19 protein-coding genes and 2 tRNA genes are annotated in these 22,234 nt (G+C 57.6%); 4 read left to right on the top strand and 17 right to left on the bottom strand.

All coding sequences use genetic code 11. The features are described from left to right. Positions 1 to 1,987, top strand: a 1,987-nt coding sequence (locus P9L99_13650; GenBank protein ID MDP8224404.1) for an MBL fold metallo-hydrolase, incomplete at its 5' end; no start/stop codon positions are given. Between the two features lie 336 nt (positions 1,988 to 2,323). Here the strand turns inward: P9L99_13650 and cysC are convergent. The 4 genes from cysC to P9L99_13670 are packed head-to-tail and all read right to left on the bottom strand — an operon-like array spanning position 2,324 to position 5,808. After that, positions 2,324 to 2,926, bottom strand: coding sequence for an adenylyl-sulfate kinase (cysC, locus tag P9L99_13655; protein MDP8224405.1), 603 nt, complete (start codon positions 2,924 to 2,926; stop codon positions 2,324 to 2,326). A 15-nt stretch (positions 2,927 to 2,941) separates the two neighbouring features. Continuing rightward, on the bottom strand, positions 2,942 to 4,318 hold the full coding sequence (locus P9L99_13660; GenBank protein MDP8224406.1) for an alkaline phosphatase family protein: 1,377 nt from the start codon (positions 4,316 to 4,318) through the stop codon (positions 2,942 to 2,944). 10 nt (positions 4,319 to 4,328) lie between these two features. After that, positions 4,329 to 5,489, bottom strand: coding sequence for a sulfate adenylyltransferase (sat, locus tag P9L99_13665; protein MDP8224407.1), 1,161 nt, complete (start codon positions 5,487 to 5,489; stop codon positions 4,329 to 4,331). 58 nt (positions 5,490 to 5,547) lie between these two features. Next, a complete protein-coding gene (locus P9L99_13670) occupies positions 5,548 to 5,808 on the bottom strand; it encodes a hypothetical protein (GenBank protein ID MDP8224408.1) in 261 nt (86 codons plus the stop codon). Positions 5,809 to 6,262: 454 nt separating this feature from the next. On the opposite strand from P9L99_13670, the gene P9L99_13675 reads away from it, so the two are divergent. Next, positions 6,263 to 10,579, top strand: coding sequence for a hypothetical protein (locus P9L99_13675; protein MDP8224409.1), 4,317 nt, complete (start codon positions 6,263 to 6,265; stop codon positions 10,577 to 10,579). Between the two features lie 48 nt (positions 10,580 to 10,627). Here P9L99_13675 and P9L99_13680 read toward each other — a convergent pair whose 3' ends face one another. Genes P9L99_13680 through P9L99_13700 form a run of 5 tightly spaced genes read right to left on the bottom strand, consistent with a single transcriptional unit; the run spans position 10,628 to position 13,176 of the window. Beyond that, on the bottom strand, positions 10,628 to 11,113 hold the full coding sequence (locus tag P9L99_13680) for a ferritin family protein (protein MDP8224410.1): 486 nt from the start codon (positions 11,111 to 11,113) through the stop codon (positions 10,628 to 10,630). Further along, positions 11,113 to 11,610 carry a rubrerythrin family protein gene (locus P9L99_13685; protein MDP8224411.1) on the bottom strand — a complete coding sequence of 166 codons (498 nt, stop codon included), beginning with the start codon at positions 11,608 to 11,610 and terminating at the stop codon, positions 11,113 to 11,115. The genes P9L99_13680 and P9L99_13685 overlap by 1 nt, the downstream gene beginning before the upstream one ends. Positions 11,611 to 11,631: 21 nt before the next feature. Then, on the bottom strand, positions 11,632 to 12,120 hold the full coding sequence (locus tag P9L99_13690; protein MDP8224412.1) for a ferritin family protein: 489 nt from the start codon (positions 12,118 to 12,120) through the stop codon (positions 11,632 to 11,634). 58 nt (positions 12,121 to 12,178) lie between these two features. Next, a complete protein-coding gene (locus P9L99_13695; GenBank protein ID MDP8224413.1) occupies positions 12,179 to 12,673 on the bottom strand; it encodes a ferritin family protein in 495 nt (164 codons plus the stop codon). A gap of 20 nt (positions 12,674 to 12,693) precedes the next feature. Then, a complete protein-coding gene (locus tag P9L99_13700) occupies positions 12,694 to 13,176 on the bottom strand; it encodes a ferritin family protein (protein MDP8224414.1) in 483 nt (160 codons plus the stop codon). 170 nt (positions 13,177 to 13,346) lie between these two features. On the opposite strand from P9L99_13700, the gene P9L99_13705 reads away from it, so the two are divergent. After that, positions 13,347 to 13,419: transfer RNA gene (locus tag P9L99_13705), tRNA-Lys, on the top strand. 44 nt (positions 13,420 to 13,463) lie between these two features. Next, positions 13,464 to 13,540 (top strand) — tRNA-Glu (locus tag P9L99_13710). 49 nt (positions 13,541 to 13,589) lie between these two features. On the opposite strand, the gene P9L99_13715 is transcribed toward P9L99_13710, so the two are convergent. The 8 genes from P9L99_13715 to P9L99_13750 form a co-directional block, all read right to left on the bottom strand. Next, positions 13,590 to 15,188 carry a hypothetical protein gene (locus P9L99_13715; GenBank protein ID MDP8224415.1) on the bottom strand — a complete coding sequence of 533 codons (1,599 nt, stop codon included), beginning with the start codon at positions 15,186 to 15,188 and terminating at the stop codon, positions 13,590 to 13,592. A 25-nt stretch (positions 15,189 to 15,213) separates the two neighbouring features. Continuing rightward, positions 15,214 to 15,987: a class I SAM-dependent methyltransferase gene (locus tag P9L99_13720; protein ID MDP8224416.1), complete on the bottom strand. Its 774-nt coding sequence runs from the start codon at positions 15,985 to 15,987 to the stop codon at positions 15,214 to 15,216. Between the two features lie 80 nt (positions 15,988 to 16,067). After that, positions 16,068 to 17,042, bottom strand: coding sequence for a hypothetical protein (locus P9L99_13725; GenBank protein ID MDP8224417.1), 975 nt, complete (start codon positions 17,040 to 17,042; stop codon positions 16,068 to 16,070). 128 nt (positions 17,043 to 17,170) lie between these two features. Beyond that, positions 17,171 to 17,698 (bottom strand): protein-export chaperone SecB, encoded by a 528-nt coding sequence (locus tag P9L99_13730; GenBank protein MDP8224418.1) that lies wholly within the window; start codon positions 17,696 to 17,698, stop codon positions 17,171 to 17,173. Beyond that, complete coding sequence (locus P9L99_13735) at positions 17,695 to 18,123, bottom strand: XRE family transcriptional regulator (protein ID MDP8224419.1); 429 nt, start codon at positions 18,121 to 18,123, stop codon at positions 17,695 to 17,697. Before P9L99_13735 ends, P9L99_13730 begins: the two co-directional genes overlap by 4 nt. 10 nt (positions 18,124 to 18,133) lie before the next feature. Then, the gene (locus P9L99_13740; GenBank protein ID MDP8224420.1) at positions 18,134 to 18,523 is read right to left on the bottom strand and encodes a type II toxin-antitoxin system RelE/ParE family toxin; all 390 of its coding nucleotides are present in this window, start codon (positions 18,521 to 18,523) and stop codon (positions 18,134 to 18,136) included. A gap of 200 nt (positions 18,524 to 18,723) precedes the next feature. Then, on the bottom strand, positions 18,724 to 20,214 hold the full coding sequence (locus P9L99_13745) for a hypothetical protein (protein ID MDP8224421.1): 1,491 nt from the start codon (positions 20,212 to 20,214) through the stop codon (positions 18,724 to 18,726). 52 nt (positions 20,215 to 20,266) lie between these two features. Beyond that, a complete protein-coding gene (locus P9L99_13750; GenBank protein ID MDP8224422.1) occupies positions 20,267 to 22,045 on the bottom strand; it encodes a glycosyltransferase 87 family protein in 1,779 nt (592 codons plus the stop codon). Between the last annotated feature and the right edge of the window lie 189 nt (positions 22,046 to 22,234).

The raw sequence follows: 22,234 nt of genomic DNA on the forward strand, positions 1-22,234 counted from the left end.
GGCCCTGGTCGCCTACGACGAGGTTGTGTCGCGCTTTGGGGAGGCCGAGGCCACGGAGTTGTTGGAGCCGGTCGCGATGGCGTTGTTCAACAAAGGTGTGTTGTTCAAGGCGCAGGAACGTTTCGACGAGGCGCTGGCCGCGTGCGACGAAGTCGTGTCGCGCTTTGGGGAGGCCGAGGCCACGGAGTTGTTGGTTCAGGTCGCGAAGGCGTTGTTCAACAAAGGCGTATTGCTCGAGGCACAGGAACGTTTCGAGGATGCGCTGGCCGCGTACGATGCAGTCGTGTCGCGCTTTGGGAAGGCCGAGGCCACGGAGTTGTTGGAACTGGTCGGCCGATCTGCTGTTCAATCTGTGTTTTCATGTGTGGAATCAAAGAATTTCGCTGCTGCAGTAGAGAGAGCGGATCGATTTAATGAAAACGATAGAATATTTAAGAATCTACCCGAAAAAATCCGGGGACTTCTGCTACTCGCGAAGGCCTATGCGTTAGGAAAGCAAAACGACCAAGAGGCGGCAAAAGTTGTTATCGACAAGGTCAAGGAGATTGTAGGCGACGATGAGCAATCCGCCCAGTGGGCGGCGGCGATTCTTGGGGAAGCATACGGAATTCTTGACACGATTCCGCGAATTATCACGCCGGAAAAGCAAAAAAGTTTTAAAACCCAAATGCAAAAGCAGCAGGGAAGATCTAAGGAATTTTTATCGGCAAAGAGCAGTTTCGCAGAAAACGACCGTTGCATCTTTTTCGATCTGCGTCAGTGGAACTCATTTACGCCAACCGTTCCCGACATGCACGAAATCGACCTCGGGGGCGGCTATTACATTTGGTTTCAGGGTCAAGGCATCGTGATTGATCCGGGCCACGATTACATCAGCAATTTCGGCAAAATGGGCGGCCGCATTCACGACATTCATCACATTGTGATTACCCACGCTCATAACGATCATACGCAGGATTTCGAGTCCTTGCTTGGGCTGTTTTTCCAATATAATAGGGAATGCCTCAGACAGGATAAGCCGGTCAAGAAGATACACGTCTATCTGAGCCATGGCGCGGAGCGAAAGTTCTGCGGCTTTCTCCCCTTGCGTGATAGCTCGTACATCGGTCAGGTGGAAGTGTTGAATCCGGGAGATGGATGCGGCGAACCAAGGCGGATCAAACTATTCGGCTTACCGGAGGCCGAACTCGTTGTACTTCCAGCTTACCACGACGACGTTATCACCAGCGATCTAGCCGTTGGCGTTGCTTTCAATTTTCAGATTGGCGAAACAACAAAACGCGTCGTGTTTACCGGTGATACGGGGCTTTTCCCGCCGGCGAGGAAAAAAAACGGCGAGATAAGTCGCGATAAAAACGGCGATCCCATTCTTCAGCATGGTCCGGAAGCGGAGCACGCAATATATCGTCGTTATCCCCAAGAGTTTCAACGGCCGGATATGCTCGTGCCGCACATTGGCTCGATCAAGACGGAATACGAGTTTGAAGATTTCGACTACGAGCAGTTGACTGCAGAAGATAGCAAACGAAGGCTGCTTTTCTATCCAAATCATTTGGGAATACGCGGCCTGTTGATGATGCTCGAACATATGAAACCGCGCGTGGCAATTGTCAGCGAGATCGGCGAGGAATTGAAAGATTTCAGATACGATTTGGCCGAGGATGTGGAAAAGATCATGCGCGAGCGAACTTGGTACGAAGAAAGCCCGGTCGATGTATACATGGGCGACCTCACGGTCATTTACGACATTGGCAAAGATATGTTTTTCTGCCACGAAACAACGCAATTCGAGAAAAGGAAAAATGTTATTGTTAGGCCGGTTACTGAAAACGAACACGCACCCTATTATTGCCCAAATTTAACGAGAGGGTATTTCTTTTTGAGAACAGATGGAGACCCAACAGACATAGAAGAGAAGGTTGATTTGTTTGGCGCGAGAACAAAGCATCATAAAATCGTGGAGATCTTATTTAGCAAGAGGCCGTGAAAAAGCATTCGATTCTTAGTCAAACACAACGACGGGACGAATCGCCCGGCCGCTACTCCAGCGCGTCCAAGCGTTCCTGCCACTTGTCGGCGAGCAGTTCGAGAATGAACGCGCCGAAATCATCGGCAAGCGGGGCGAGCGCCGCGCGAATGTTCTGGTCGGTGTATTCCTCGAATTCCTGCCACTGGCCGTGCGCGTCGCAGTACGTGATGAGGTTCTCGAAAAAGGAACCGTGATCCGCCCACCACGCGCGCCCGGTCCGACGCGGCAGGACATAAAAAACCGGCCCGGGGAGGACCGGGCCGGTAAAGGGAATTGGTGCTTGTCTTGGCTTGTTTAGATGTAGCCGAGATCTTTGAGTCGCTTTTTGATTTCCGCTTCTTGATCCGCGTCGTATTCGGCGCCGTCTTCAGACGGGACGTAGGCCATCAGTTCCAGCGTGCGGATGATTTTGTCGTGCGATTCCTGCGGCGTTTGGGTATTGCTGTTGACGACGACTTCCGGATTTGACGGGGCTTCGTACGGATCGCTCACGCCGGTGAAGTTCTTGATTTCGCCCGACAGCGCTTTTTTGTAGAGGCCTTTCACGTCGCGATCGACCAAGGTGTCCAGGTCGCATTCGACGTACACTTCCACGAAGCGGCCGACGAGCTTGCGGTTCTCGTCGCGAATATTCTGATAGGGGCTGATGGCCGCCGCGATGGCCACGGCGCCGTTGCGCGTCAGCAGGTTGCACACGAAACCGATGCGGCGGATGTTGATGTCACGGTCTTCTTTCGAGAAGCCCAGGCCCTTGGACAGGTTGGTGCGCACGACATCGCCGTCGAGCACTTCAACGTTCATGCCGCGTTCCAGCAGCGTCTCTTCGACCATTTCGGCCAGCGTCGACTTGCCCGAGCCCGATAGGCCCGTGAACCACAGGGTGAAACCTTTCTTCATCGTATCTCGTCCTTTCTATAGAATGCTTTTGCCAATCATGTCTTCGGGAATGTCGAGACCGAAGTATTCGAGAATCGTCGGCGCGACATCGTAAATCGAGTACTGTTCCGCTTCCTGCGCCTTCCCCTCGGGTAGGGTCAGCGAGATGATACCGTTGTAATCGTGGTTGGCGTCGTCGGGCCCGGTGTCGTTCTCGAAAATGTGCACCTGACCCGTGCCGACCTGCGCCGCGCTGCGCCAGTTCAGGTCGCCGAAGTAGACGATCAAATCCGGCGCGATGTTTTTCACCTCGCGGTAGATCTGCTCCGGCCGCAACACCTTGGTGTCGATGTTGACGCCGTTCTCGTCCTCGATCGCCTCGAGCTCGCGCTGTACTTCGTCGCGGAAGGCGTCGTATTCCTCGGGCGGAATGATGCCCTCAGGCTCGCGACCCTGCACGTTGAAGAACACGCGGCTGTAATAGCCGCCTTCGCCCCACACCTTGGTTTTGGACCAGTCGATCATGTCCATCTTCAGGCGCTGCGGTGACTCCGGGGTGGTCAGCAACGTGAGGTACCCCTTCTGGATCAGCCACTCGTTGACGCAGATCGCGCCGTGCATGCCCTTGGCGCCGTGGTCGGAGACGATCAGGATCGCCGTGTCCTCGGAGATCACTTCCAGCAACTCGCCGATGCGGTCGTCGAGATACTTGTAGTAGTCGCGAATCGCGTGTTCGTACTTGTGGTTCGGCTCATACAAGCGGTGTTCCGGATCGTGATAGCGCCAGAACGCGTGATGGATGCGGTCCACGCCCATCTCGACCATCATGTAGAATTCGTGCTCGTCCTGCCGAATCGCCTCGCCGAACACTTGGAAACGACGCTTGGTCATTTCATACAACTGCTCCAGCAGCGAATCCTTGTTGTCGGTGCGGAAATTCTTCACGTCGATGATGTAGTCGCCACCCGCCCACGCGTCGATTTGCGCCGCCGCCTCAGGCGGGTAGGTCCACTGCACATCCTTGGACGGCGTGAGAAAGCTCGCCACCAGCGTGCCGCGCAACGGTTTGGGCGGGTAGGTTTGCGGCACGCCCAGAATGAACGAATTGATCCGCTTGCGTGACAGATAATTCCAGACGCGCTTTACCTTGATTGCGTCGTTGTTGGCGAAATACAGCCCTTTGTAGGAGTAATCGGCCCGGTTGCGAAAACCGTACACGCCGAGCTGGCCCGCGTCCTTGCTGGACATCATCGACGTCCAGGCCGGCACGGTGATCGGCGGATCGGTGCTGCGCAGCGGCCCGTGAATCCCGCGGCTGATGATGCTCCACGTGTGGGGCATGATGTCCTTGAACTGGTCGAACACCAACCGAGGCGCCGCGCAGTCCAAACCGATGACAACCATTTTTTTCATAGTCGGCTCCCTAGAAGTCCTGTTCGCTTTGGTAGAATTTCATCAAAATATCCGCCACTTCCGGGCGGGTAAACTCCGCGGGCGGACGCTGACCCTGCGCCAGCATCTCGCGAACCTTCGTGCCGGATAAGAACACATGGGCATCGTTGCCGTGCGGGCAGGTCTTACTGCTGGCCATGTTGCCGCATTCGGTGCAGAAGAAGGAGTGCTCGTACATCATCGGCGTCAGGCCGATTTCTTCCGGCGTGAATTCCGAGAAGATGTTCTGCGCGTCGTAGGTGCCGTAGTAGGAGCCCACGCCGGCGTGGTCGCGGCCGACGATCAAGTGCGTGCAGCCGTAGTTCTTGCGTACCAACGCGTGGAAGATCGCCTCCCGCGGGCCGCCGTAACGCATCGCCGCCGGGAAAATCGTAATCGCCACGCGATCCATGTTGTAGTAGCCCTCGGTCAGGGCGTTGTAACAAGCGAAACGCACGTCGCCGGGAATGTCGCCCTTTTTCGTGGCGCCCATCAGCGGGTGAATCAGCAGGCCGTCGGTCTGCTCCAGCGCGCATTTCTGCAGGTACTCGTGGGCGCGATGGATCGGGTTGCGCGTCTGGAACGCCACCACCGTCTTCCAGCCCTTATCCGCGAAAAGCTGACGGGTTTCGGCCGGTTTGAGCCGGTATTCGTGAAACTCCGCGTGCTCCACCTCGTCCACGGCTTGGATTTTGCCGCCCAGGTAGGTGTCGCCATAAGCTTGCAGATAGGCCACCGAGGGGTGGGCAGGATCGTCGGTCAAGTAGACCTTCTTCGCTTCGTGCATCTTGTCGGGCTGGTAGATGTCCTCGATGTCCATCACGGCCAGCACGCGGTCGTTTTCGTCCACCAGGGAGACCTGCTGGCCCACCTCGAAGGTGCGCTCGTCGCCGGGTTTGACGGCCATCGTGATCGGCAGCGGCCACACAAAGCCGCTGGCCAGGCGCATGTTTTCGACCACGGATTGATAGTCCGCCTGAGTCATGAATCCTTCCAGCGGGCTCATCGCGCCGCAGGAAAGCATTTCGATATCAGCCAGTTCACGTTCGTTGACACGGATTTTCTCGAGGCCTGCGGCCTTTTGCAGCAGCGCGTCGCGTTCGGTGCCTTCCACGAATAGATTGACGAGTTTTCCGCCGTGTGGTTCGATCATGTTCGTCTCCTTGGCGATCGCGGGCACGGTCTGCAAGTGCCCAATATTTCAATGAAAGTTACAGATAACCGAGATTCTTGAGTCGTTGCCGGATGGCGGATATTTCGTCCGTGGTCAATTCGTGCTCTTCGCTCTTGCCGATTTCGGGGGATGCCTCGCTTTTCGGCTTGGCCGCGCCCCGGCGGGCGAGCTGCTCGCTGACTAGATCGCGCAGCACATACACGATGAATTCCGTGGCACTCGAAAACCCCGAGTCATCGATAAGTATCTGAATTTTATCGTATAATTGCCGCGGAATTTTGATTGTGACCTTGTCCACCGCTTGCTCCTTTTCGCTCCAAAAACGAGCCGATTCGGCTACGAATAGCGAAAGGCCCGTTGTGGGCCTCACAGCACTCCAGATCGAGCACTATTGGAGTCTAACACTCTAATAAGAGTGTGTCAAGGAAAAGCGACGCTTTTTCTGCGTCTAATCAAAAGGAGGCGAAAAAAAACCTGGAACGCGGGTAAGGAAAAGAGAAAACATATATAATAACAATATGTTATCGTTTTGTCAGGCAGCCGGAAAAACCAAATGTGATTGCCGTCCTAATTATCCCGCAGGATATGGTCATCGTACCAGGTTTCGAGCATAGCCTTGTGTTGGGTCTCTTTCTCGACAAGCCGCGCGAAAAGCCTTGATTTATATGTCACGATTTCGTACGTTCAATAAGTTGCAGGTCCTGAATTTTTCATGTAGTTGTCAATTTACGCAGGCCGAGAAGGGTGAAGCCATGTTCAGCTTCCTTTCGCGGCATATCTGGGGCGGTTTCTCTGTTGTCTTGGTGGGGCTTTTTTTAAGCTTCGCCTACGGCTGTGCAACGCCGGATGAGGAAACCGCAACTCCCCAAAACGAATTTATGATCATCGAGACCGACGAGGTTTTCGACCTGGACGTCGGCCCGCCGGTGCCGATTGAACCCGTGCGACGCATCACGGCGGCAACCGGTGCGGAAGCGAAAGGAATTGAAATCGAGCGTATCGCCGGGGGTATTCCCGGGTACCTGGGTTTCTCGCTGCTGCGCGACCGGCGCGGGTTTTGGCACCTGGTTTACGCGCGGGCCGGCCGCCTAGTGCATCGTTGGCAGGTCCCCAGCGGCGGTTTCGTGGAGACCGAAGCTTTCGGCTCCGTATACGTCGTTACCGCCGCCTTGGACGTCACGGGGGCCGTTCACGCGGCCTATATCGACGACCGCAACTCCCGCTTGGTTTACGCGACGAACCGGTCGGGCCAATGGGTGGCCGAAGAACTGCCGGTGGAAGACGTCTATTCCTACGGATTCGCGATCGGCGTTGACGACAAAGGCGCCGTTCATATCGGCTATCAATATTACGTGGGGCCCTCGTTGCGGCGGATCGAATACGCCGTCAAGCGTGGCGGCGCTTGGTCGATGCAGACGCTGGTCACGACCAACGAAATCCCCGGCCCGCATTGGTTTGCGCTCGATGCGAAAGGACGCATCCATTTCCTGTTCTTTCGCAATGGCCGGCTTAAATACGCCAACAATGTGTTCGGCAAATGGATCGGCCAACTCGTGCCGATCGACTCAGCCAGCGGAGGCTGCGCGCTTGCCGTCGACAACGCCAACCGGCCGCGGTTGTTCTGCGCCGACGACCACCAAGCATACGACATCAGGCGATTCGGAATGGGCTGGCAAATCGACAACGTTTTAAACGCAAGCAACGCGGTCGGCCCTCGCGCGCTGAGGATCGGTCCGGACGGCGTCGCCCACGTCGCATACGCGATGAGCGGGTCTTTGTATTACGCGAGCGACCGGGGCGGCGAATGGACGTCGGAATTCATTGTCAACGATTACGGTCGCGCTGTGGAAATCGGTCTCGAAATCGACGGCGACCCGTTCATTGCCGCGACGTTTTCGCTTTCCGGTACGCTCTATGGGTTTACGCGGAGCGGGCCGTCGTGGCCGATGGTGGTTCTCGATCCCGGCGGGTATGTCGAGAGCGATGTGAGCGTCGCGGTCGATTCCGAGGGATATTCGCACGTGCTTTTCTACGACTACGGCACCAATTCATTAAACTACGCGCGCGGCCGGTCCGGCGCGTGGGAGATGGAGATCGTCAACCTGGTCAATTCCGGCGGGCGGTATCACGCGATCGTCCTGGACTCGGGCGGTCGACCGCATGTCGCCTTCCAGGAGGGAATCAGCTACTCGCAAAATTACGCCAGCTACGCGCGGCGCGACGCGGGCGTGTGGGACATTCAAAGAGTGGAGCCCGACAATACTGATTCGGGCTACAACATCGCCCTTGCGTTGGACGGGCAGGATCAGCCGAACTTGACCTTCGTCGATGATTACCCGGAATATTTCAAATACGCCCGGCTCAACGGCGATGAATGGGTAGTGGAATCCTACGACACGTCGTATTACGCGGGCGTCGGGTGCGCGATCGCCATCGATTGGTTGGGCCGGCCGCACGTGGCATACATGGAAACCAGCTACAATCTGTATCACGGCGTGCGCAACTGGTGGAATTGGTCGACGCAGCCACTGACGCCCCACGCGACGGGCGGCGATGTCGACCTGATAATCGACGAAGACGGCCAACCGCGCGTCTTCAATACCAGCTATTCGAACGGCGGTTTATATGAGTCGCGGAAGACCAACCTCGGGTGGCAATACGGAGCCGTAGACGTTGGCGGGGCGGTAAACTATTCCCTCGCCGCGACACGAGGACCGAACGGCGCGCCGCACTTGGTCTATCAAACGTTTGATGACGACACCAACATGACAGGTCTGCGTTATGCGTATGAAAGCGGCGGCGAGTGGCAGTTGACCGACATTGACGCGGTGGCAGTCGGGACGGTCGACGTGGCGATAGACACCGCCGGTTACGTCTATGCCGTCTACATCGCATATAACGCGGTCTGGCACGCGCGTTTCCCTGCAGGAAACGCGGGCGACGCGGCGAACAACCCGGGATCGCCGGATGACGAAGTGAGGGAACAAGAGACACTGGGCGTCGCGGGTGACCTCGACCAGGCAGGCGCCGCGGGGGGCGCCGCCGCTCTCGACCCGGAGCCGGTCGCGACGACCGACAGTGATCCCGCAAGGGCGGCCGAATTCGCGCTCGCCGGGCAAAGCGACGAAATCGGTCTGGTCACTTTCCAGGAAATCGATGGCGGCAGCCCAGGCGAATTGGAAACCCGGCTGGTGCGGTGCCCCAACGGTGAAACTTCGGTGTTTGCGAACCGCGGCTCGTTCCTGTACTGGTATCCGGTCGACGGCGCGCCGGGCGACGAAGAGTTAATCGCTTTCAACGCGCCGGAATTCGACGCGGTCTGCGATACGAACAACGTGATTCACTTGATCCACTATGACGGAGTCGAAGAAGACCTCGTATATCGCAAGCGACAGGACGGCGTCTGGTCCAGCCAGGTGCTGCTTTCCGAGGGCGATGTCGGCCGCGCGCCGTCGATCGTCGTCGACTCGACCGGCGGACCGCACGTCATTCAATACGACGTCAGCGGCAGGGACATCAAACACGGCACCAACGCGAGTGGGGAGTGGGTGTGGGAGTCGGTTCTCGGAACCGAGGCCACCTGGACGGCTCTGGCAATCGACGCCACCGGTTATTTACACGCCGTGGTCGACAAAAAGGTCTACGGCTACTTGTACTACGCGACGAACAAAAGCGGCGCCTGGCAGTCCACAGCGCTCAGCACGTCCGGTGCCGGTTACTCTTTTACGCCGGGCGGCATCGTGGTGGACTCCGCCGGTTTCGCTCACGTGACGTATGGCTGGATTTACGGCTCCGGCCTGCCGACTATCCGCTACGGCACCAATGCGACCGGGTCCTGGATAACAACATCACTCGGCTATTACCGGGATCCGGACCCGGCGATTGCGCTGGACGGCGCGGGCCGGCCGGTCATTGCCTTCAACGAGACCGACCATTTGACCTTCGCCACAAAGACCGACGGTACGTGGGCCTACGAAACGATCGACCCCGACCACGGAGGCAACCGCGCGAACCTCGAATACGACGGGCATTGGTACGTCAGCTACTTCGACAGCTTGGCGCACAATCTCCGTTACGCCGACGACGCCGGCGGCGACTGGCGATTCGCGGCGCTCGATGAGAGCGGGATGGTCGAAAGATCGCTGCCGGTGGCCATGGGTTTCGACGGCGTGGAGGAGATACACGCGCTCTACTACAAGAAACCGGAGTGGGAGTTGACGCACGCCACCAATCGGGGCGGGCAATGGACGAGCACGCCCGTCGCCTCCGTCGGGGCCGATACCAGCGGCGCGAACGCGTTGGCTTTTGACGCCGAGGGAGGGGTGCATGCCACGTTCTATGAGGTCGACGAGGACGCGCTTTACTACGGGCGCTACGAGGACGGCGTCTGGTCTACGGAATTGATTGAACCCTGGGGCGGGATCGATTCCGCCCTGTTGGTCGATGGCGACGGCAACGTGCACATCGCGTACACTGACGCCGCCAACGAGCACGTTCGTTACGCGGGCAATTCCACCGGCTCATGGCGCCGTCGCATCATCGACGGACTGGCGGGCGGCGACTTGTCGATCGGCCAGGACGCGGCGGGCACTCTGCACGTACTGTATTGGGATTACGCGCTGTTCCACGCGGCGGGCAACGGCAATTCGTGGACGACCGAAATCGTCGATGATGAACTGTTGGCCGGCAAGAGCAATCGCCTGATCATCGCGCCGGACGGCACGTTGCACGCGTTCTACTTTGCAGAGGTGTCGGATACGTTGCGGCATGCGACGAAGGCCGGCGGCGAATGGATGATCGAGGATGTCTACGCCACTTCCGACAATAGCGCGCCGCTCAGCGTATGGCGCGAGCCATCGGGTGCGTTCGTCATTACCTACCACGGCGAAACGTACGGGCAGGGGATCTACCTAGTCACCAATCGGTACGGCGCGTGGGAGCGGTATTCGATCTTTCTGTCGCACAACTCGTACCAGCCGCTTGTGTTTGAGACGCCCTCGGGCACCGTGCACTTTCTGCATGTCGGCGCCGATGTGCTCTGGCACAACTACTTCAATTGGACGGAGTAGCCGGACGGAATGTATTGACGGCGCGGGAAGGGTATCGGCGGCTCGCCGTTAGTTGTCCCGCAGAATATGGTCGTCGTACCAGGTTTCGAGCATCGCCTTGTGTTGGGTCTCTTCCTCAACGAGGCGCGCGAAAAGCTTCTTGGCCGTCTCGTCGTCGGTCTGTGCGGTGGCGGCCTTGTAAAACTCGACGGCAAACGCCTCTTTCTTGATGGCCCGAATCAGGATGTCCTGCACCGTGCTTTGCGGCAGCACTTTCACATCCGGCATCATCTCGGCCAGTCCCAGTTCGACGAAGCCCCGTGGCTTGCCGACGAGTTCGACCTGCCCGCCCTCGCGCGCTTCGGTCAGGATGCGTTCGTGGTCGACTTCCTCTTCGTACAGGTCGGCCAGCAGGGTCCTAGCGCCGGGATTGGTCACGACTTCCGCGGCTTCTTGGTAAAACGTTTGCGCGTCGCGTTCGCGTTCGATCGCGAAGGCGTACACCTCGCCCAGCGGCATCGTTTTGATCGTGGCGAGTAGCTTTTGAACGTCCATTATTTTACCTCGTCAAATTTTTCCGGCGGTGCCTGGCAGATCGGACACTCGTCCGGAATCTGGCTGTCGGCGATCCAACCGCATACGCTGCAAACATAATACTCCGTCTCGCGTTCTTCCATCAGATGGTCGAGGGCCTTCTTATAAATGCTCGCGTGGAGTTCCTCGACGTCTTTCGTGCGGGAGAAAATCAGCGCGGCGGGGCGCTCGCCTTCTTCCTCGGCGACCTTGATCAGTTGGGGATAGTGCTCGTTTTTCGCGGCCAATTCGTGTTCGAAAGCGGCCTGCAGGTTGGATTCGGTATCTTTGACGATGCCGCGCAGGCGCAGGGCGTTGCGGCAGTGGACCGCTTCGGCCTCGGCGATGGCGCGGAACATGTGCGCGATCTGCGGGTAACCGTCTTTTTCCGCCTGCCCGGCGAACGCCAGATTACGAAAGTGAGCTTCTGCCTCACCCTGGAACGCTTTTTTCAATCCGGCTTGCGTTTTCTCTCCCATTTCTTGCTCCCTCAGCGAAGACTATTTTTTATCCAGCGTGGCCAGCACTCGTTGCAGGAACGACAAATGTTCCTTCTCGTATGCGATGAACTCGTCGATGATCGGCTTCTCGGTCTCTTCCACCCAATTGCGCATTTCCGAAAGCCACAAGATGGCGTCCTTCTCAAACCCCATGGCCGTGAAAACGAGATCCTCCGGCGATTCGATGCCCTCCAGCACTTTTTCCACTGTGCGCTGAGCCGTGAAGACCCGGCTGTTGGCCAGCGCCTGCAGGTAGGTCGAGTATTCTTGGTCGAAGCAGCAATCTTCCTCGCCTCCCTCGGCGAGCTCGAGTCGTTCGAGAATTTGCTTGTACGTGCGTTCGTGCATCTGCTCGGCTTGGGCCAGTTCGCCGAACAACTTGGCAAGGTCTTCCGAATCCGTTTTCTTCTGAGCCATCGTATAGAAGCGATACCCGTTGCGCTCGACCTCGACCCCGATTTTACAGATTTCCACCGCGCTGAATTTCATTTCGCTTATCTCCTATTGTCATCTCGTGAAGTGGCCGCCCCGCTCGCCTCGGCGATGTTCATGGACCCATATGGATCAAATCGTCGACCTCTTCGAACCAAAGCGGTGCCTTCTTATAGAAATCGAGTTCCTGACGCAGTTGACGCTCGTGTCCTTTTTCGAATTCAACGAGGTAGTCCAAAAACTGCTTGCCGCGCGGATCCGTGCTCCCCTTGGCGGCGGCGGCGTACATCTTCTGCGCGTCTCGTTCCGCCGCGATGGCGAATTTCAACGCCTGCTCGATGCTGAACTTGCCGAAGTCGTAATTCTTGTCTTTGGGAAAATCCTTAGGAGGCGTCGGCGCGTGATCCCCGCCGGTCAGCCGTTTGTACTCGGCCAGCAGCAACCCCTTGTGTTGGCGCTCATCCTTGGCCAGCGCCAAAAAGCGGCTCTTGATGATCGGGTTGGGAATGTGGTCGGCGACGTGGCGATAAAACCGCGCGGCATCGGCCTCTTTTTTGATGGCCAGGCCCAGAATTTCGATTACGGTGAGTCCGGCGTACAACTTCGGCATGAAAGACTCCTTCGGGCTTTTCAGTCTTCGACGTGACCGGCGCGTCCCACATCATACCAGTAGAAATCGCCGGTCAGTGCGTTGATTTCAGCTTCCAGCGTTTCGAAATGTCCCCACTCCTGGGCTGCAATATCCGTACATAGGCGACGCAGTTCGGAGTTGTCGGTGGCCGCCGCCAATGCTTCGTACGAACGGGCCGCTTTTTCCTCGTATTCCAGCGCGATCGCCAGCGCCTCCAGCGCGCCGGTGCGATTATCGACCGTCACCTCACGCGAGGCGACCAGCGCGGAATCGAAGGGGAAGGGATCGGCGTAGCGCTGCCGCCACCACGCTTCGAGCAGTCGGCGGTGATCGGCCTCGTCCTTGGCCAGTGCGGCGAAGGTTTTCGCGCCTTCACGGTTGGGAATCGTATCAGCCAGGAGCGCATACAGTTCGTGCGCCGATTGCTCGCGGTGTACGGCTTCGATCAACACCCGCCGAGCGTCGATTGTTTGGCCACCCACGGTTGCCTCCAAGGTTTGTGAAATGCGTTAGTAAAAAATTAGCACAAGGCCGAATGGGCGGAAAGTCCAACCATGAAAAAACTTGGCCTTGCGACCCGATCACCGCAGAAAGACCGGCGAAAAAACCCTTGACAAGGTAGAGGCAATTTGCTTGAATCCCGGTCCCTGTTGAGTCGTTAGCTCAGTTGGTAGAGCAACGGACTTTTAATCCGTAGGCCCAGGGTTCGAGTCCCTGACGACTCAATCCGCGGGTCGCGGAAACACGACACGCGACGTTGATATTACGAGACCCCATCGTCTAGTCTGGTCAGGACACCGGCCTTTCACGCCGGCAACGCGGGTTCGAATCCCACTGGGGTCGCCAATGTTTTTATGAAGCCCCGCTGGCGCTCCGGCGTCGGCGGGGCGTTTTTTCAGCCGCGTGTTCCGTGTTTCCGCGCTTTGTCCAGGTACTCCCGACAACGCTCGCAACGGCTGTCGGTTTCGAGGCACTTTTGAAATACCTGGGCTGCCGCGTCGAAGTTGCCTTGATTCATCAAGTCGATACCGTAGTTCAAGAACGCCGTCTCCATGGCGTCGAGGCACTGCCGCTGCCCGTTTTTGCTGACGATGTCCTTGCACTGCGCGTACGCGCTGATCGCCTTCTCCCATTCCTTCGCGTCGAAGTGCTTTTTCCCGAGCGTCACGTAGAAGAACTCACGCATTTGATCGCGTAGGTCCTCTTGTCGAATGATGTTCAGCGCCGTGCCGGTCGTTGTGCTTGCTTCCTCGATTTCACCGCGATCCAATTGGTAACGGGCCAGCTTCTGCAGCGCGAGCGTGGCGTTGTTGTTGATGTCGCCGAAATCTTCGTCGCTTGGGTCAACCAGTTGCGTGGCGATGTTGCACAACTTCAGCACCTCGCGATCCGGCCTGGCGTTGGCGATCGCGAGCGCCCACACGGTGAACATCCACGCCGCGGTTTTATTGAGTTCCCGGTTTGACGTTTTGTGTGCGTACACGGCCAGCAATTCGGTTCCGATGCGGTCGAATTGCCGCAACGCCTCGGCGAAACGGTCGGCGTGAACCGAACGCGAACACACCCGATACCAATCGCGCAGTCGCGCCAGTTGCGTTTCCATCGCCGGATCCAAATAACCCGCGATTTCCGTAACCCGCAGGTCGTCCGCCTCCGGCAGCTTGTAGGCGTCGTCGTTGAGGATCATATGCGCCATTGTGACGAAGCGCTCGAAGGGCATGACTTCCCGCTTCTGGTAGTCGGCGAAGGTCAAACCGGTCGTCTTCTTGCGGTAGAACTCTTCGTCGTGCTTTTCGCCGTAACCGCCGTAGTTGGTGGTTTCGACTTCCACCGCCTCACGGCCGCCGGATTCGGATATCTGCACGAAGGCGTGTTTGTTCATCGTCACGCCTTGCACTTCGAAGCCGAAGCGCCGCGCCGCCAAACCGTAAACGACCGCCGAGCTGTAGCAGTTGTATTTGCCTTCGCGCAGCAGCGTATCAACGCGAGGGTCGCCCGCTTGATAGTTGGTCGCCCCCCCGTTGCGACGCTCGTTTTGGAGCAGCACGCGCTCAAATTCCTCGTACAGCACAAACCCCTTTTTCCAAATGTCCTGCTCGGCTTTCACTTTGGGGCGCGTGGCGGTGATGAAGCTTTCGAACTTGTCGATCAACGGCTGGGCGCTCGCTTCGTCGCGCGCTTTCGCGCTCATGATGATCGCCAGGCGCAGCAGATTGTCGGCATCGGCGCCCGCCTTCACCGCCGTGACGATCTCAGCCTCGTAGGGTGTCAGGTCCGACAAAAACGGCAGCTTGCCCGACGCGGCGGGGCTGCTGGAAACAAGCACCGGGGCCGGGGTCGGCAGCGGCGCGGGCGTCGGAGCGGCGGGCGGCGGCGTAATCGGAGCCGCTTGGGCTTGCCGCGGCGGCGATATCCGCGGCGGCGGACCAGGGTTGTCCGGCGGATTGGATGAACACGATAGCATCACGGCGAAAAACAACATTCCGACAAACATCACGAGCCTCCTGCGCATACTCACCTCACTTCGGCTTTTCAGCCCAAAAAACCAACTGCCAACCCCAGTATTTCATCGGCCACGCACCCAGGAGCGAACGGGTCAACCGGTTCACCAGGCGCGCCAGAGGAATGTAGAAAGCCGGGTGGCTGAAACTCGCCGCCCGCACGTCGATCTCGACAAAACCGACCCGCCGCAATGCGCGCTCGAGAAGCGCCGGGCGGAACGGGCCCTCGTCCTCCACCTCGCCGTACGGATTGCCGAACACGTGCTTCACCGGCCGGGTAATCAAATTCAGCGGATAATAAAGCGACGGCTCGAGAATCACCAAACCGCCGCCCGGCTTCAGCACGCGATAAAACTCGTAGAGGAAGCGGTCGAAACCGAAACGCAGCAGATGGTGGAAAAACAGCGGCGCGGCCACCACGTCGAAGGTTGCGTCGGGATATTCCGAAGTCAAAATGTCGCCGACCCGCGTCTGCATCGACGCCGGGCACTGCGCCACCGCCTCGGGCGACAAGTCGATCCCGTGCGCTTCCCGCGACAGGTCGCCCAGATAAGCCATGTCGGCCCCGGTGCCGCAGGGGGCGATGAGAAGGCGATCCATCGGCTCCGGGCGGTGACGGCGCACCATCTGTGCCATTTGCCTCTTCGGAAACACGTAATTGAATTCGACGCGTTCCTGCCGGTAGATAAGCGGGTGGTTCAGCACGCGCTGCGCAAAGCTCCGCCGAACGGGCTTCTCGGTGTACCAAGCCCTCTCACGCTCTCGCTTCGCTTCGTAATCTTGTTGGTCCATGATTGCGGGACACGATAGCAAACGCGATGGGCCGGCCGCAATCTGCATTCGCTCGGCAGCACGCACGGGCAGGGGGCGACTTAGCCGAAGCATCCGCCGCCGTTTGTGTCGTCGTCGTCACGATTGTCGCCGTCGTTGGCGTCGCTGTCGTCATCGTCAATGTCGTCGTCATCGTCGTCGTCATTGTCGTCATTATCATCGTCGTCGTCATTGTCGTCATTATCATTGTCGTCGTCATTGTCGTCGTTGTCGTCGTTGTCGTCATTGTCGTCATCGTCATCATCATCATCGTCGCCGGGCTGGTTGAGCGGCTCAAAAAAACCGTCGTACAGTCGCTGCATCAAATGCCAATAGCCGCCGTCGCGGGGGTGAATGCACTCGCTGTCGTCGGGGTAGAAGGTTCCGGGTGAAGGCCGGTAATAGTTCGGCGCAAAGGGCGTGCCGCCCGCTTCCTGAAGGGTGCCGATCAAGTCGACCGCGGTGACTTGCGGGTAGTCGGCGGCGATGGCGTCGGCCAATTCGGCCAGCCGCGCCACGAGTAAATTCTGCGTGTACGTGTTGCCGCCCAGGTATAGCTGCCCCTGCAGAACGCAGTCGAGGCTATGCTCGAAATTCGGGAAATCGTAGCCGTTGTACGTGATCTTCATGTCGGGGCGCAGGGTCAGGATTTGGTCGATCACCACCCGCACGCTTTCTTCGATGATCGGGAACACTTCCTCGCCGTAACCGCCGATCAGGTAGCCGTCCAACAGGTCGTTGCCGCCCATGCTCACGACCGTCCATTCGATCTCGGGGTGATCCAACATCGTGAGCAAAACGTCGAGCATCGCTCCCGGGGTCGCCCATATCGTCGAAGTCGTGCCGTAGAGGCCCTTGTCCCACACCTCCACCGGCACGCCGTGCAGGCGAATGACCCATTCCATGTCTTCGCACCACTGGGTCGCCCAACTGTCGCCGAGGGAAAGGACGTTGATTTTCGGCGGGGTTGCGCCGGCCGACACCGCCGCCGTCAGCAGCGCCGCCACGATCAGCCACATGAGCAGCTTTGTTTTCATCGTCCCCCCGCGCGACTTTCTTGAACGATCGCTCAAACCATATCGAATGCGTTCGTAGCGTTCAAGCGCTCGGTATGCAGATATCATTCGTGGCGGTCGGGGCACTTGGTTACGAAGCTAACGGAGTTCTATTTTGAACTTTTCTTCGGGCTTTTCTTCACGACCTTTTTCTTTGAACGACCCGGCGAGGCAATTCGCTTCGTTGTTGTCGCCTTGGTTTTCTTTTTGCCGACGCCTTCGTCGCCGACAGGCACGCGATATAAGGGCAATGGAGGGAAGGGAATATCCATCCGCCCGGTAATTGAATGAAACAATTCGCGCCAAAAAGGCCAAACGTTGAAGGGCGCGTTGTGGTTCGCGAAATCGTCGATTTCTTTCTTTTTCGGGTCGTAATCGTCGGGATACGTGTAAACCAGTCGATACGTGGCCGAGATTGCGAAAACGTCGAGATTTTCATCGATCGGTTTGATGGTGAACGTAATAAAGATTTCCAATTCATGTTCTTTTACGTGGCGTAGCACCTTCGGCTGAATGTCGAGCTTCAGTTGCGGCGGATCCTCCGGCAGCGACTGTTCATCCCAGGTCGTGTGGCCGGACAATTCAGCTAAGTGGATTTTCTTGAGAATAACGACGCGCCATAACGGTTCTTGTTTCATCCCGCGACCTTTCGACTCTCGAAATCGCCGGCCTCGCCTCGATTCGGTTCCGGTTGACAATGTACGAAAACTTCCATCCGCGAAGGCCCCGCCGCCCAATGTTGAAGCTGAACGATTTCTCCCATTGGGTTGTGATCGCCTACGGGAGTTGCCCGGCGTTCCTTGACTCGGATTTGGATGTCTCCTTCAAGGGCGTATACGACCCCGGCGAGAGTTCGCAACTGAACATTCCGACCGTTGAGCATTTGCGTCACATTCGCGCGGGTCGTGTTGAGGCGCCCGGCCAATTCGGCACGGGAGATGTTTTTTTTCTTCATCAAGGCGCAAATCTCTTCCAGCACGTCAATGACGAGCCCCTCCTCGAAGTAAAGTTTGGCGTAATCAGGATCTTTCATCCTTATTTCAATTTCGGATTCACGCGCCATTTTTCGCCTCCTAACCGCTCAACCAAGCGTCTCGTATTCTTTCTGCGCGTTTTATCTCTTCGGGCCGTATCTTCCCCTGTTTTTTCTTGCAGGCGTTTGTCAGCCAGAAGCGGCGTCTACCGCTTCTGCCCCCAAAGAATCCAAGTACACGACATTGGAATTTCTTGAACTCCCAAAACGCTCCCTGGACCTTTTTGAATTTCTGTCGATTTTCAATAACCCCAAAGTCGGCTAAACGCTGAAACAACCGATCCAACGTCGCCGCGTGCCGCTCGCCGTCTTTGCTATTTCGCAATTCCTCCATGAATTCCCAAGCGAGGTACCGCCCGTTTTCGCTCGGGACATATTCCACATTCAGTTGTTTGCCTTTCGCAACAAGTTTAGCTTCTTGCCTTGACACGGGGAAGTTAACTCCTGGATTAACACATGTCAAACGGTCTTTTTCCGCCCGAGTATGGGACCCGGGAACAACAAAGTTGACCATGGCCGTTCTTGTGTCTGGTAAATATGTTAACCCGTCTACCAGTGTATTCTGGAGATGTCAAACAAAAAAGCCCGCGCGGAAGGCGCGGGCTTTCGTCGCTGCGAGGATATGGCCGACTAGTATTTCTCGGCGGTGTACACGTGCTCAAGCGCCAGCGTCACGGCGTGCATTTGGTGCTGCGTGACATCGATGCGCAGTTCGTGTTGCGTGTCGCCGCGGCTCTGCGGCTTGTCCGGATACGCGCGTTTGGCGTTCATGATACCACCCTGCGCCACCGGGTCGTCCGTCGGATTTTCGCTCAGGAACTTGTTGCGGTCCACCAGCGGACCGGCAATTTGCCAACTCGTGAGCTTCGACAACGAGCGATCGATCACGTAAAGCAAATCCACCAGCGCTGCCGTATCATTGCGCGCTTTGGCGATGCGGTACGCGCTGATCAAGCCCTCGATGGCATAGGCATGGTTGCGGCCGCGCTTGAGCGTTTCGTGGACGTGCGACATCCAGTAGGCCAGGATGAGCGTGACGTCGGCGAAGACTTCCTTATCCTTCCAGCCCGCGAAGTAATACTCGGCGTAGGACATGCTGCTCCACTGGTAGAAGCCCTTCGAGATGTTCTTGTCGTCACGGTCGGTGAAGGCTTTGACCAAGTACCGCTCGGCTCCCGCGCGGGCCAGGCGCTCGATGGTCGGCACGTACTGCGTGTAGCCGAGGCGATTGGCCGCTTTCGAGAGTGCCAACAGGCTTTCACCGTCGAAGTAGGGGCTGGATTTCGTGGCCTTGGTGCCCGAGGAAACCCGGTAGTATTTGGCGACCAATCCGTCATCGAGTTGCATCCACACCAGAAAGTCGAGGTAGCCCTTGAGCTTGTCTTCGAGATCTTTCTTTTCGGCGGCGGGCAACTTCGTATCCGTGGTCAGGTATTCAATGATGGTAAGCGCGACGAGCGCGACGGTTCCCGATTGCGTGTTGTTTTCGGCCTGATACTTAACCGTCAACGTGCCTTCGGGGCCGGGGATCGTTTGATCGAACCAGAACTTCAAGCCTTTTTTTAGCGCCGCTTTCGACTTCGGCTGCGGGTCCCAACGGTTGCAGAGCGCCACGCCCCACAAAGCGCCGGCCTGCCGCACCTGGTTGTCGTCATTGACCCATTCCTTCTTCAGCCAGTCGTACATGTAGCCGAAGTTGCCTTCCGGTTTCTGATTGCGCAGCAAGAAGCCGGTTCCGGCGGCGAAGCTTTTTCCCAGCAGCTTCTGGTCCATCTCGAGGTCGAGGTATTCGCGCACATCGGTGGTTTCGGCGGGCGGATACGCATCTTTGAGATAACGGCTGCGCTTCTGCCAGCGCATTTTCTCCTTGACGCCTTTGACGAAACCTTCCAAATCACGGGGCAAGGTGTCGTAATCGACCGGATGGCGCCGTTCGCGCGAGCTTTTCTTGTATTTCTCCTTGGCGGTCAGTCTCTTCTTGGGCTTCTTCTTTTCGGCGTCGACGCTTTTCTTATCGACGGTCTTCTTGTCGCAAGCCACAAAAGAAAAAACGAACGCCACCGCGATCAGTACCGTCAGCAGGGCCACCAAGCGGCGGTGGCTGGAAACGAACGTGGTCATCGGACTCCCCTTTCCGCGGGACAATGTACGCGTTTTCGTTGAAGACAAATCATTAATCGAAATCCTCACTCTTGGCAACGTCCGGGGTCGATTCGACCTCCGGCGTCACCGTCGGTGCGGCGTTTTCCAACGTTTCTTCTTCCGGCGGCGGCGATTGTAGCATGCGGCGCAAGGCGCGTTCCGGCCGGGCCAGCCAGCCGACATCGCGCATGTCCTTGCCGATCAACCACAATGCCCAGGCGGCGAACAGCATCGCAATGAGGGAGTTGAAGCGAATGTAATGGAAGTAGAAGTCCTTCACTGTGGGGATGTATCGCCACAAATGCCACGAAACGAAAAACACCGCCACACCGGCGAAAATCGTCGGATGCCACTCTTCGTCATCCTCGTCGTTTCGCTGCCAGAAAAGCAAAAAGGCGATCATCGACCAGTAGTAGCGCGACGATACAAGCAAGGCGAACACCACAATCATCGCCAGCAGTACGGCGTTGAAACGACCGCGCCGCCACGTCGCCGCGAGAAACAGCGCCAAGAAGGCCGCCGCCGCCGCCCAGTAATAGGGCTTCTGTTTCTTGAGCATGCGGCGCTTATCGAAATGGCCGTCATCAGGGCCGTAGCCGAAAGGCTTGGTAAACAAGTGCTTCAAGCCGACGCGTCGCCCGCCGTAGACGTGCTCGTGGTTGTGGACGTCGATTTCACTCTTCCACTCCAGCCAGCTATTCCAGCCGCGGGCGTTCCAGGACCCGATCCACAAGCCCAGCATGCCGGTCAGCACGAAGGCGGCGAAAAATTTCCAGTAGAACTTGTCGATACGCTTTTCCCGCAGCAGTTGGCGGAACGCGGGCACTGCTAGTCCGGCGGCCAGCACTAACGGGAACAGGCGCATCAAGGTGCCCAGACCCAGGCTGATCGCCGCCGGGATCGGCATTCGTTTTTTCAGGAAGCAAACGCCAAGTACGATCGCGGCCAGCCAGTCGTATTGCAGGAAGCCGCCGATGAACCGGTGGTCGTTTTGGGGCATCAGCGCCACGCCGGCCACGAACAATAGCGCCGGTTCCAGGCCGAACGCGAAGCAAATCGCCAGGAAAATCAGCGCATAAACGAAGAAATCCAAACTACAAAGCAAGCGCCGGTCACCGCGACCGCGAATGCTGAGAGTTTCGGCGAGCGCGGCGCCGTAGGTGTTCCAGAAGGGGGTGCCGTTGTAACCGCGATCGACCAGCATATTGCCCCAGCCGGGGCCGGAAGCGCGGGGCAACAACGCCCTGAGATCACGCTGGAAATCGCGCCAGCGGGCATCGGTGAATTCGAGGTTGCGTTCCTCGGGCACCAGATCGGCAACGCGCTTTTTTCGGTAGTCGGTCAAATCGCGTAATTTGCGAATGTTTTCCAGGTGATTGCGGTCTTCGCGGTCGGCCAGAATCGTGTGGGTGTACAGGTCGAGGTAACCCAACTCATCGAAATACTTGGCGCCCATATAATAATGGTAAACGTTCCAGGTTCGGATGCGGTCGTGGTTGACCAACCGGTTGGCATCTTTCCCTTCGGCGTGCAGCAGCGTGAAAAACACCATCAAAAACAGGATGATTTGCAGGGGCAGGCGTTCCAGCCAGTCCCGCGGGCGGAGAAATACGCGCAGAATCACGTAGATGCCGAAAATCAAGGCCGCCCACGCTTTGAATTCCTGGTAACCCCAAGCACGCCGCTGCGAAATCAGCCAAACGGCAAGGACGGTCGTCACTATCCAAAACAGGACAATATGGAGGCGCGGAGGTCGCGCGGCGTCCATCTTTTTATGCCAGTGCCGGGTAAAGAATTCTTTAGCGCTCACCGCTGTCCCAACGTTGTTTCGTAAATGCGAACACCCCTTGATTCGCGGCACATTGCCACAGCGGGCCGGGGCCGGTCAAGGGAACGAAGGAAAGAGGAATACTGCCTGCCCAAGGTCGGTTATAAAATGTGACATACGGACCAAAAATGACGCCAACTGTGACAAATCAGCTTCCGAATTAATGTCCCT

The organism is Candidatus Lernaella stagnicola, assembly GCA_030765525.1.
Taxonomy (GTDB): domain Bacteria; phylum Lernaellota; class Lernaellaia; order Lernaellales; family Lernaellaceae; genus Lernaella; species Lernaella stagnicola.

Excerpts from the sequence above, each read along its gene's own strand:
- cysC (MDP8224405.1), bottom strand. The coding sequence starts at position 2,926 with ATGAAGAAAGGTTTCACCCTGTGGTTCACGGGCCTATCGGGCTCGGGC.
- P9L99_13660 (MDP8224406.1), bottom strand. The coding sequence starts at position 4,318 with ATGAAAAAAATGGTTGTCATCGGTTTGGACTGCGCGGCGCCTCGGTTG.
- sat (MDP8224407.1), bottom strand. The coding sequence starts at position 5,489 with ATGATCGAACCACACGGCGGAAAACTCGTCAATCTATTCGTGGAAGGC.
- P9L99_13675 (MDP8224409.1), top strand. The coding sequence starts at position 6,263 with ATGTTCAGCTTCCTTTCGCGGCATATCTGGGGCGGTTTCTCTGTTGTC.
- P9L99_13680 (MDP8224410.1), bottom strand. The coding sequence starts at position 11,113 with ATGGACGTTCAAAAGCTACTCGCCACGATCAAAACGATGCCGCTGGGC.
- P9L99_13685 (MDP8224411.1), bottom strand. The coding sequence starts at position 11,610 with ATGGGAGAGAAAACGCAAGCCGGATTGAAAAAAGCGTTCCAGGGTGAG.
- P9L99_13690 (MDP8224412.1), bottom strand. The coding sequence starts at position 12,120 with ATGAAATTCAGCGCGGTGGAAATCTGTAAAATCGGGGTCGAGGTCGAG.
- P9L99_13695 (MDP8224413.1), bottom strand. The coding sequence starts at position 12,673 with ATGCCGAAGTTGTACGCCGGACTCACCGTAATCGAAATTCTGGGCCTG.
- P9L99_13715 (MDP8224415.1), bottom strand. The coding sequence starts at position 15,188 with ATGTTTGTCGGAATGTTGTTTTTCGCCGTGATGCTATCGTGTTCATCC.
- P9L99_13720 (MDP8224416.1), bottom strand. The coding sequence starts at position 15,987 with ATGGACCAACAAGATTACGAAGCGAAGCGAGAGCGTGAGAGGGCTTGG.
- P9L99_13725 (MDP8224417.1), bottom strand. The coding sequence starts at position 17,042 with ATGAAAACAAAGCTGCTCATGTGGCTGATCGTGGCGGCGCTGCTGACG.
- P9L99_13730 (MDP8224418.1), bottom strand. The coding sequence starts at position 17,698 with ATGAAACAAGAACCGTTATGGCGCGTCGTTATTCTCAAGAAAATCCAC.
- P9L99_13735 (MDP8224419.1), bottom strand. The coding sequence starts at position 18,123 with ATGGCGCGTGAATCCGAAATTGAAATAAGGATGAAAGATCCTGATTAC.
- P9L99_13745 (MDP8224421.1), bottom strand. The coding sequence starts at position 20,214 with ATGACCACGTTCGTTTCCAGCCACCGCCGCTTGGTGGCCCTGCTGACG.